Source organism: Wolbachia endosymbiont of Drosophila incompta, assembly GCF_001758565.1.
Taxonomy (GTDB): domain Bacteria; phylum Pseudomonadota; class Alphaproteobacteria; order Rickettsiales; family Anaplasmataceae; genus Wolbachia; species Wolbachia pipientis.
In genome coordinates this window covers 437,222-448,020 of sequence record NZ_CP011148.1, presented here as the reverse complement: position 1 = coordinate 448,020, position 10,799 = coordinate 437,222, and the positions used below count along the sequence as shown (strand labels likewise).

The following is a 10,799-nucleotide window of genomic DNA, read 5'->3' as shown; positions in this document are numbered from 1 at the left end:
TTAAAAGAAAAATACGGCTTTAAAGAAGTTGAAGACAAATGCAACATATTGTGGGAAGGCAGTAAAGTTTACAGGTGGAATGGTGAAAAGGATAACACTTTCACTATAGACACACCTCCACCGACAATATCGGGTAAATTGCATATTGGCCATATATTTAGCTATTGCCACACGGACTTTATTGCAAGGTTTCAGCGCATGCTGGGAAAAGATGTGTTTTACCCAATTGGGTTTGATGATAATGGGCTTCCCACTGAAAGATTGGTTGAGCAAACCTATAAAACCCGCGCAAAAGAAGTTGGCAGGGAAAAATTTATAGAGATGTGCCATGAGGTTATTGAAAAATCAAAGCAAGAATTCAAGGAACTATTTAAATCGGTCGGCATTAGTTATGACTGGGATTTGGAATATCACACGATCAGCAAGGAAACTGTGACGCTTTCACAGATGTCGTTTATTGATCTATATAATAAAGGGTATGCATATAGAANAATGCAGCCCATCCTTTGGGACCCGGTTGATAAAACAGCAATTGCGCAAGCAGAAATAGAAGATAAAGTTTTTGAGTCATCCTTAAATACGATAGTTTTCTCTACTGAAGAAAATGAGCAGATCAACATTGCAACTACGCGACCTGAGTTACTTCCAGCATGTGTTGCAGTTTTTTGTCATCCAGAGGATGCGCGCTACACCCATCTGATCGGAAAAACAGCCGTGGTGCCGATCACAGAGACAAAAGTTCCAATAATAGCTGATGATAAGGTTAAAATAGATAAAGGCACTGGGCTTGTTATGTGCTGTACGTTTGGTGATGAACTCGACATATATTGGCAGCAAAAGCATAATCTACCGATGAAAATTATCATCGATCAGGATGGGAGGATGAGCCTTCATTCAGTACATGGTCAGAAGGAAGAAATATGGATCCCAGTGTCTGGGCACTGGGATGACACCATAGGGGCTACTGGGATGACAGGAGAAAGGGCTACTCAGATGACAAAGGAAGGTGGGTGTGATCAGAAAGAAGAATGGATCCCAGTGTCAGCTACTCGGATGACAGACGATATACTAAATGAAATAAATGGATTGAAAGTTACAGCAGCAAGAAAGCGGATAATCGAAATCCTAACTGAAAAAGGACTTTTGGTAGAAAGCACTAACATTTCTCATTCTGTTAAGTGTGCAGAAAGATCTGGTGCACCACTTGAGATATTGCCTACTTATCAATGGTTTATCAAGACCTTAGAGCAAAAAGCTCAAGTATTAGATAAAGTAAAAGAATGCAATTGGCACCCAAGCAATATGCGTAAACGCATGGAAGTGTGGATAGAAGGGCTAAATTGGGACTGGTGCATCTCAAGGCAGCGCTATTTTGGTGTGCCATTTCCAGCGTGGTATTCCAAGCGTAAAGGAGAAGAGGGCAAAATCATCCTAGCTGAAATAAAGGCCCTACCTATAGATCCATCGAAAGATTTACCAAAAGGGTATAGCAAAGAAGAGATTATCCCAGATCAAGATGTAATGGATACTTGGGCCACAAGTTCAATTACTCCTCAACTAAGTGCACTGGCAGTAAACAGTGAGTTTAGCTTACCAAATCATCGCTATGGTAAGATATTTCCTGCAGATCTGCGCAGCCAGAGCCATGAGATAATAAGAACTTGGGCTTTTTATACTATTTTAAAGGCACATTATCATGCAAATTCTTTACCTTGGAAAAACATTATGATCAGCGGTTGGTGTTTAGCAGATGATAAGAAAAAGATGAGTAAATCAAAGGGTAACATCATCACTCCTCATGTAATACTTGAAACTTATGGAGCTGATGTAGTGCGCTATTGGGCAGCGAACTCAAGGCTTGGAGTTGATACAGTCTACTCTGAAAATACATTCAAAATTGGCAAGCGCCTCGTTACAAAACTTTGGAACGCTAGCAAGTTCGTTTCCATGTTCATGGAAAAGCATCAAGTGATGAGCATAAATTCTGCTCACGAGACAATGGATAAGTGGATATTGTCTAAGTTATACAAAGTTATAGAAAGAGCAACAAATAACCTATTACAGTTTGAATACTGCGAAGCTTTGGGCGCAATAGAGGAATTTTTTTGGAAGGATTTTTGTGATAGTTACTTGGAGTTAGTAAAAAAACGTGCGTACGGAAGCAGTGAAGCAACCTTAAGTGCAAAACAAAGCTTGGCGTATGTGTTAAATGTTATTTTGCGGTTATTTGCACCTTTCTTGCCATACATTACAGAAGAGATATACCACCAGTTGTATAGTTATAATTCTGTACACAATCAAAGTAATTGGCCAAGCAAAGAAGAACTTATCTACGATAAATATTCAGAGGAAATGGGAGATAATGTTATTCAGATATTAAACATTATCAGAAAGATAAAGGCAGATAATAATGTATCAGTTAAGCATCTGATAAAAAAGTTGATGATAAAAGCAGATCTACGAGAGGATAAGTTGGATCAATCCGCACAGAATGATTTGCAGGCAGTTTGCAATGCGGAAACGATAGAGTGGATGCAGTCTGAGCTTGAAACTGAAGACGAGAAATACATAGTGAATATAGATTTATATTGATTTTTATAGCTTTACTTCCTTTAATATCCATGCTATTGTAATCATTATTAGTATGAGGGAATAATAATGGGGGATTTATATAATAAAGCCAATGCACCGTATCTTATAGCTGGTGCTCTTGCTACTTTGGTATTGCTTGCGTCTGGGACACTTGCCGTTGCCCCTTATGTTGAGTTCTTGTCTTCAGTTGCAGCCTTTAATGTAGCTCTTCCTGTTGCTTTGAGTTTGTCTATACTTTCTGTTCTGGTGCTTGTACTTTCATGTAAAATGATCAGCCAGAATAAAAAGCTTGATGCACAAAAAGCAGAACCTAATGAAAAAAATGGATTAGCTAAAGAGCAAGAAAATATAATACAAAGCTTAGAGCCTCAAATCAAAGAGCTAAATAAGAGGCTTAGTAGTCAGTACAATGAGATTGAAAAGCTAATTGCTAGTGCTGCAAAAAAAGAGGAGCTAAATAAGCTTAACAATGAAGTGAAAGAGCTAAAGGTAAAGATTGCTAGTGTTGCAACAAAAGAAGAGATAAATAAGCTTAGTAATGAAGTTGAAAAGCTAATTGGTAGTGCTGCAACAAAAGATGAAATGGAAGAGCTAAAGGCAAAGATTGCTAGTGCTGCAACAGAAAGTAAAACACAAGAAAAGATTTTTATGAAATTTTGCGCAAAAGGTGAAAAAAGAGGGAAGAAAGCATTTGAGGATTTTATATTTATAAAAGAGATAAAAACAAAATTAGTAAATATTTATGAATCAATAAAAAATAATATTAATATAGTGTCTTCAGCAAAATCAGGTGATTCAGAAGAAGAGCAAGAAAAAATACAAAGAGGATTCATTTTTCACGGTCCAGGAGGAACTGGTAAGAGTTCAATTGTTGAGGCGATTGGGGATCAGCTGATATCTCTAACTACATTTATAAAAGTTTCTGGAGCTGATTTGCTTGAAAAATCAAATATAAATGAGCTTTTTAATAAAGCAAACGAAAACGCTCCTTGTATAGTTCTTATAGATGAAATCGACAGCTTTGGCAAGGGACGCACTGATGCCAATCGAGTACCTTTAAATTATTTTTTCACTAGATTCGATGAAGCTGATAAAGGTGTGACGGTGTTTGCTACAACTAATGTTAGTCTGCAAGATTTAGATGCATCACTTGTTAGGGGAAGTCGTTTGAGTAGTAAACTCAAGTTTACTATGATAGAAGGAAGTATACTTAAGAATATACTGAAGGATGGTCTGAATGAAAAATTAAAAAATAAAAAGTACAAGCATGCTATCTCAAGAATTTTAAACGAAACAACACTTACAACACTCTCTATCTCAGCAGCAGATGTGGAATGTTTTATAAATTATATAGTTGAAAAGTTAAACAACAAGATTAGAACTTCTGCTTATACTATAATTAAAGATTTTTGTATTAAATATAATATTGGAGAGGTGTCGAATAAGCAGACTAACAGGAAAATTGAAAATTCTATAGGAGAATCACAGCAATACACATCCAGACCATCAAATAAGCTGAATGACGCTTCATGTGATTCTGGATGTACCAGTATGTTCTACCCCGATCAATAGCTAACTAGACTTATAAGTACAATGGTACACTCGATACACAAGGTCTAAGTCATTTTTTAGCTAGCAGACTGAAGATGGGAAGTTTGTTGTAGGTGCAGCACTATAATTCCTCCACAGATAAGAGAATTTTAATAAATATATACAAGACTGCTGAACGTGGGGGGAGGAGGGGAGTAATGAGCAATTTGCTTAGTGAGGCTAACACATTTTATTTTATAGCTAGTTCCTTAGCTACTCTTACGTTACTTACATCTTTAGCGCTTATTGTAACTTCTAATGTGCCTCTTCCTCTAATTCTTGCTTTAGCTACATTATCTGTTTTGGTGCTTGCACTTTCGTATAAAATAATTAGTAATAATAAAAAAATAGAGGTTGAGAGAAATAAATTCGCTCAGAAAGAGCAAGAGTTAGAAAATAAAATAACTCTAGGAAAGGAAGCTGAAAAAGCTGCAAACAAAGAAGTGGAAAAATTAAAACATGAATTAACTCGAGAAAAGCAAAATTTAGACAAGAGAGCAAAAAGATTGGATCAGAAAGTAAATGAGTCAGAAGTTGAGAGAGAATCTCTTCTTGAAGAAAAAAAATCTTTAGAGAAAAAATTAGAAACAGCAAAGAATCGTACGTTTGAAATAGACAATGAATTGGACAAAACAAGAAAGGAAATAGGTAAGCTTAATGAGCAGGAAGAGAAATTAAAACTTGAAATCTCATGTTTAAAGAAACAGTTGGAAGAAAGAAGTAGATTTATTGCAAAGCTGAAGATGGAAGTGGATGATAATAAACATTTAGAGCTAGAGAATAAGGGGTTAAATGATAGAATAGAAACGTTACGTGAAGTACAAAAGGCACTACGTGAGAAAAAACATGAACTTAGTGAAAAAGTAGAGGCATTGAATAAGGAAAAAAATAAACTTTCTAAAGAAGTAGAGGAATTACGTGAAGAACAAGAAAGGCTGCATGCAAACTTAGATAAGCTACAATGTAAAATTAAAGAGGTCAACAAAGAAAAGAAAAATTTATCTAAAGAATTAAAAGAGAAATTTGAAGAGTTAGATGAAGCAAATGGTTTAATTAAAAATCAATCTTTTGAGTTAGATGGGATAAGAAAAGATTGTAATAATGAAGTAAAAAGTTTAAGAAATTCACTTTTAGAACGAGACAGTCAAATAGAAGATTTTTTGAAAGAGAAAGAAAAACAAGTGAATTTTGCGCAACTGTTGATAAGATGCGTAACAGACAATATAGAAGAACCAATAAGAAATAATGATGGAAAAGCAATATTAGATACGATTCAAATATTAAAGTCTGCGTTACAAGGAGAAATTGCACGGCTTTTGCCAGACGAAACGCCTTCTTCTTCGCTGGAAGATCTTGGATATGAATCATTATTTGTCAGTCGCTCATCCACCCCGACCAAGTTGCCAAATTCACTATTGACAGAATCTTATGAACGCAGTCAGTTCAATCAGAGTGAAAGTATTTGCAAAACACAACAATGAGTCTTATTATAAGATAAATCATGCAAGATAATGAACCCAATAATATGCGCACTGGATACACAAGACTTAAATAAGGCTATTTCTCTAGCTAATGCTCTGCGTGGTAAAGTTGGCATGGTAAAGCTGGGATTAGAATTTTTTGCTGCTCAAGGTCTTTCTGGAGTGCAAGAAGTTGCAAAATGCAATGTACCAATTTTTTTAGATCTGAAATTGCATGACATTCCAAACACTGTAGCTAAAACAGTTGAAGTAATAAAAGTTCTGAACGTTGAAATGTTAACTCTGCACATCAGCGGTGGGACAAAAATGCTTGAAGAAGCGCTAAGTGTAGTGCAAGGCACAAAAATAAAGCTGATTGGAGTGACAGTGCTAACTAGTATGAGCAATGAGGATTTAAACGAGCTTGGAGTAGCAAGAGAAGTAAAATCACAGGTAATTTTGCTTGCAAAGCTTGCAAAAAAGATTGGACTCTATGGAATAGTCTGTTCTGCATTGGAAGCTCAGGAAGTGCGCCGAGAATGCGGTGAAGACTTTAAAATTATTACTCCAGGAATTCGTATAGATCCAGGTCATGACGACCAAAAAAGAACAGCAACACCAAAAGAAGCAATAAATTCAGGAGCTGATTATATCGTCATTGGCAGACCCATTACAAAAACTACAAGTAGTGCGGAGCTAATATTGAAATCCATGAAAGAATTTTAATATAATAACTTAATTTATAAAAATACTAACATATTAATTAGGAATAAGCATGAGTAATATCAATAGAATAATACGCGAAGTAATCAAGGAATTCCGCTCAAAATTACCAGATAAGGAAATAGAGGAATATTCTGGCAAATTGAATAAGCTACATATCTACCAGTGCAATAAGCATATAATAGAAAATAAGAAGCTATATCATTATACAATAAATGGGAAAACCCATGCTATGGGTCAGCATGGGCATAATTTTGTCAAGAGTTTAGAAGTTATCTTGAGGAATAAGCCACAAATTTCCTTAGAAGAGGTAATTGATTTTATGGAAAAAATAATTAATTTTGGTATTGATAGTTGTTATGGAGCATTTGAGATGATATTTGAATCTCGCTCTGGTGTTACAATAGATGATGCAGTTAATTTTGTAAAAGATAGCTTATCTAGTAAATTTTATGGATTCCATGGCAGTGGGATTTTCAAAGTAATATTAGAACTTAATCCAGAGAGCTCTCTTGAAGAGATAGAGAAACAATTTAGCAAAGTAGTAGATCCTTACTTTCTTAATGCTTGGAGTCGAGAAAGTGAAAGGGCTTTTGCTAAGATATGTAGGTTATGTAGAGAAGGACATGTGGAGAATATGCAGAAATTTGATTTTAGCAATTTTAATTTAGATCAAGATAGTGCTGGAGCATTAAGAGCACTGTTACAGTATTATGTTGACGTTTCTAATCAAAAAGCTTTAGGTGATTCACATGAATTGCATAGAGAAGAGATGGAGGGGATATATAAATTTGATGATAATTACGATTTAAATTTAGATAGTGATCATAATGATAGTATCTGGCATTGAAATTATACTACAATAATAAAATAACTGGATAAAAATTATCACCAAAAAAATTCAAAAAAGTGCTTGACATAAAAGAACGAACATTATATAGTGTCATTATCTTTTACTTTACCTCGCTTAATTTAATTACTGGATTAAGCTTACAGTACTAAGCGTGGCACAAAGTGCCACGCTATTTTTCGGTTTACATTTTCAACAGATAAAAAATGATGCCATTTCAGTGCCAAGCACATAACTGTACGGATATTCATTTTTAAAGGTAAATTGCACAACAGATGATGTCATTCCAGTGCTTGACACTGGAATCCAGAAATTTTGCTTATAACTGAGCTGATGAGCTAAAGGTAGTTGTCTTACGCTAAAACAAACGTTTTTAATTAGTTGCATAGAAGCTGGATCCCAGTGTCAAGCACTGGAATGACATCGTTTACTATGTACCATATTGTAATATTCGTACAACTGTGGGAAACATCTATGGATGCCATTCCTATTACCTTATTTCCATTTTTATTTCATTTTCAAAGGAGGCTATTATGTCACTTACCGATATCGCTCACCGTATCAATGAACTCGCTTCATCATGGGAGCAATTTAAATTAATAAATGATCGCAAACTAAAAGAAATTGAAAGCAAAGGGCGTGCTGATTCTGCAACAATTGAGCAGCTATGCAAGGTAAATAATGCCATTGATAGTTGCAAAGAGCGTTTAGACTTGATCGAAACTGCAGCTCAACGCCCAGAGGTAAATACAGATTTTAGCACAAGCGATAAATATTTTTCTGATTATATCCGCAAGGGAATGGAAAGCGGTTTATCACACAAAACCCTCAGTGGAGATGACAGTGATATCGGGGGGTATCTAGTTACTCCGCATATTGTAAAACGCATAAACAAGCGCGTAACTGATTCGTCCCCAATGCGACAAATATGCTCCAGTCAAAGAATCTCTACTGAAACATTGGATTACATTATAGAAGATTTTGACCGCGCCGGTGCAGGTTGGAGCAGTGAAACAGTAGATGATGAGGACGGTGGCAATAAGTCTAAGTATGATTTTGCAAAAGATACGGACACGCCCAAAATCCAAAAGATTTCCGTCACAACTTACGAGTTATATGCTCAACCACAAATATCACAAAAGTTACTCGATGATGCGTTTGTCGATGTTGAGAGTTGGCTGGTGGAAAAGATTGCCGAGACTTTTAGTAAGGAAGAAAGCGAAGCCTTCATTAAGGGTGAGGGCACTTTTCAACCAAAAGGAATTTTAGCTTATGAAAATGGAAACAGTTATAATAAAATAGAGCAAGTTAAAACTGAAAAATTAGATAGTGATTCAATAATGATGTTGTATTACTCTCTGGACGAATATTATTCCAAAAATGCGTCATTTTTGATGAACAGGAGTACGTTGAAGGATATCAGGCTGCTAAAATCTCAAACAGGTCAGTATCTCTGGCAGCCAAGTCTGTCGCTTGAAGCTCCAGATACTTTAATGGGAATACCAGTATATCAATCTGCCGATATGCCACCAGCGCCAAACAATCAGCTACCAGTAATTGCTGATGGCAGATTTCAAACAAGCTTATAAGATTGTAGATAACAGAGGAATGAGAATATTAAGAGACCCTTATACGAATAAACCTTATGTGAGGTTTTTTGTCACTAAGCGTGTCGGCGGAGAGGTTGTAAACACCAGTGCTATTAAATTGTTGAAAGTTGCGAGCAAGTACTAAAAACTTCCGCAGCATCATCTTTATAGCTGATCAAAGCAACACGTCATACCGCGATTCATTCCATAACTGTACGAACATTGTGATTTTGGCCCATCAGGAGGGTGTCATCCCAGTGCTTGACACATATAGCTAAACTGACTTAGATTTACCGACAGTTTGAAAAACAAAAATTCGTCATTCCGCTACTTGTTAGCGAAATGGCATCATTTTTTATCTGTTGAAAATGTATTTATATTCTGATAACTTTTTGTCAATTTCGTCAAATGATTTGTCTTCGTTAAGCATTTGTGTAATTTTATGAGCATTTTCTAACGCAAATATTCCACAGTTATACCCGTCACTTTGCTGCTTAGAGGTTGTCCGGAAACTAGTAAATTCAAGCATATTCCCTCTTTAACATAACCCTACTCATAGCTAGGTATATGAAATTCTCAGTGGATGTTGTGAGTAAATCATACTCCTTCGATAGCCTTCTATTCCTATTAACCCAAGCAAAAGTCCTTTCTACAACCCATCTTCTTGGCTGTACTTTAAACCCTTGTTCTCTTGTTGGTAGTAGCTCAGGTGGCGTATCTTTGTGCACCCAAAATCTACATGGAGGCCTTTTAACAATTTCAATATCTATGTCATATTCTTCCTTTATGTGATTCTTTAAATTTCTTCCTTGGTATCCCATGTCAGCCCACATTTTTTTAACTTTAGTATATTTTGTTCTCATATTGTTTAATGCTATTTTAATACCATCTCTATCATTTTCGTTAGCAGCGCCTACGTAACAACCTAGTATAAAACCCTGAGTGTCTGTAATTATATGCCTTTTTCTACCCTTTACTTTTTTACTTCCATCATAGCCTTTGATCCCCCCTTTTCTGTAGTCTTTACAGATTGACTATCTACTATACAGGCACTCGGCTGCTCATTCCTTCCTATTTTTCTTCTACTATATTTTGTAATTTCATAATTCATTTTCTCAAAAATTCCCTGCTTCTTCCATTGCCTGAACTGCTCATACACAGTCTTCCATAGCGGAAAATCATTTGGTAAATACCGCCATTGACACCCTGTACGCAATACATAGAAAATTGCTTCTAATATTTCTCTTTTGCTATACTTTGGCGGCCTTCCTCCTTTCTTGTATGATACTCTGAAGTGTTTTTCTATTCTTGCCCATTCCCTTTCGCTTAGATCTGTTGGATACTTTTTTCTCATCTTTACCCCGTACTAAAATTTCAGATATTATAGCCTTTTACTTGTTTCCGGACAACCTCTTATAGCTCTTTTCATAGAAGTCCGGATGTGATAAGGATAGATAATGATAAGGAGGATTTTTTAAATAGTTTGTTGGTTCATCAATTTCTTTAGGATTGATATCTACAATTATTTTTCCGTTTTTTAACAGAATAATCCGATCTGATATTTTTGTTAAAAAATCCAAATTGTGAGAAGCGATAATCATAGTAATACCCATATCTCTACTATTGGTGGTGTTGATATTATGNNGACTATTGTTGCTACATCTAAACCAGACGTTGGCTCATCGCATAATAGAATCCTTGGATTCATCATTAAGCTTCTGGCAAGCGCAACCCGCTGTTTTTGCCCACCGGATAGATTACTAGGGTAATCATTTTTTTTAGAGGCAATACCCAAAGACTCAAGTAGTGAATCACTTTGATCCTGAGTTTTGTTTTTAAGTTTGGGAGCATATGTAAGATTTTCCCAGACAGTCATATGTGAGAAAAGTTGAAAATCCTGAAATACAAAACCAGTACTATCATTGCATTCAATGCTACCAGAATCTAAAACTTCGAGTTTTTGTATACAACGTAACAATGTTGATTTACCACTAC

10 protein-coding genes and 1 pseudogene are annotated in these 10,799 nt (G+C 35.7%); 7 read left to right on the top strand and 4 right to left on the bottom strand.

The window, feature by feature from the left end; genetic code table 11:
* From WG67_RS01975 to WG67_RS01955, 5 genes are all read left to right on the top strand, one after another.
* Window positions 1-2,592: valine--tRNA ligase (locus tag WG67_RS01975; RefSeq protein WP_179945731.1), on the top strand; the 2,592-nt coding region annotated here is incomplete at its 5' end.
* A gap of 66 nt (window positions 2,593-2,658) precedes the next feature.
* Window positions 2,659-4,164 carry an ATP-binding protein gene (locus WG67_RS01970; protein ID WP_070356822.1) on the top strand — a complete coding sequence of 502 codons (1,506 nt, stop codon included), beginning with the start codon at window positions 2,659-2,661 and terminating at the stop codon, window positions 4,162-4,164.
* 176 nt (window positions 4,165-4,340) lie between these two features.
* Entirely contained in the window at window positions 4,341-5,663 is a 1,323-nt protein-coding gene (locus WG67_RS01965) for a coiled-coil domain-containing protein (protein ID WP_010962610.1), read from the top strand.
* Between the two features lie 30 nt (window positions 5,664-5,693).
* Window positions 5,694-6,368, top strand: a complete 675-nt coding sequence (gene pyrF / locus WG67_RS01960) for an orotidine-5'-phosphate decarboxylase (protein ID WP_010082622.1) — start codon at window positions 5,694-5,696, stop codon at window positions 6,366-6,368.
* Window positions 6,369-6,417: 49 nt separating this feature from the next.
* On the top strand, window positions 6,418-7,215 hold the full coding sequence (locus WG67_RS01955; protein ID WP_070356821.1) for a hypothetical protein: 798 nt from the start codon (window positions 6,418-6,420) through the stop codon (window positions 7,213-7,215).
* 192 nt (window positions 7,216-7,407) lie between these two features.
* Here WG67_RS01955 and WG67_RS06635 read toward each other — a convergent pair whose 3' ends face one another.
* Entirely contained in the window at window positions 7,408-7,602 is a 195-nt protein-coding gene (locus WG67_RS06635; RefSeq protein WP_156768656.1) for a hypothetical protein, read from the bottom strand.
* Window positions 7,603-7,676: 74 nt separating this feature from the next.
* On the opposite strand from WG67_RS06635, the gene WG67_RS01950 reads away from it, so the two are divergent.
* Complete coding sequence (locus tag WG67_RS01950) at window positions 7,677-8,804, top strand: phage major capsid protein (RefSeq protein WP_245683387.1); 1,128 nt, start codon at window positions 7,677-7,679, stop codon at window positions 8,802-8,804.
* Window positions 8,779-8,949 (top strand): phage major capsid protein, encoded by a 171-nt coding sequence (locus WG67_RS07200; RefSeq protein ID WP_044471203.1) that lies wholly within the window; start codon window positions 8,779-8,781, stop codon window positions 8,947-8,949. Before WG67_RS01950 ends, WG67_RS07200 begins: the two co-directional genes overlap by 26 nt.
* Before the next feature lie 210 nt (window positions 8,950-9,159).
* On the opposite strand, the gene WG67_RS06630 is transcribed toward WG67_RS07200, so the two are convergent.
* The 3 genes and pseudogenes from WG67_RS06630 to WG67_RS07195 all read right to left on the bottom strand — a co-directional run bounded on the left by WG67_RS06630 (window position 9,160) and on the right by WG67_RS07195 (window position 10,782).
* Window positions 9,160-9,333, bottom strand: a complete 174-nt coding sequence (locus WG67_RS06630; protein ID WP_156768655.1) for a hypothetical protein — start codon at window positions 9,331-9,333, stop codon at window positions 9,160-9,162.
* Window positions 9,326-10,158, bottom strand: a pseudogene (locus WG67_RS06065) (IS5 family transposase). The gene WG67_RS06630 and the pseudogene WG67_RS06065 overlap by 8 nt, the downstream one beginning before the upstream one ends.
* A 243-nt stretch (window positions 10,159-10,401) precedes the next feature.
* Entirely contained in the window at window positions 10,402-10,782 is a 381-nt protein-coding gene (locus WG67_RS07195) for an ATP-binding cassette domain-containing protein (RefSeq protein WP_458695002.1), read from the bottom strand.
* Window positions 10,783-10,799 lie beyond the last annotated feature (17 nt).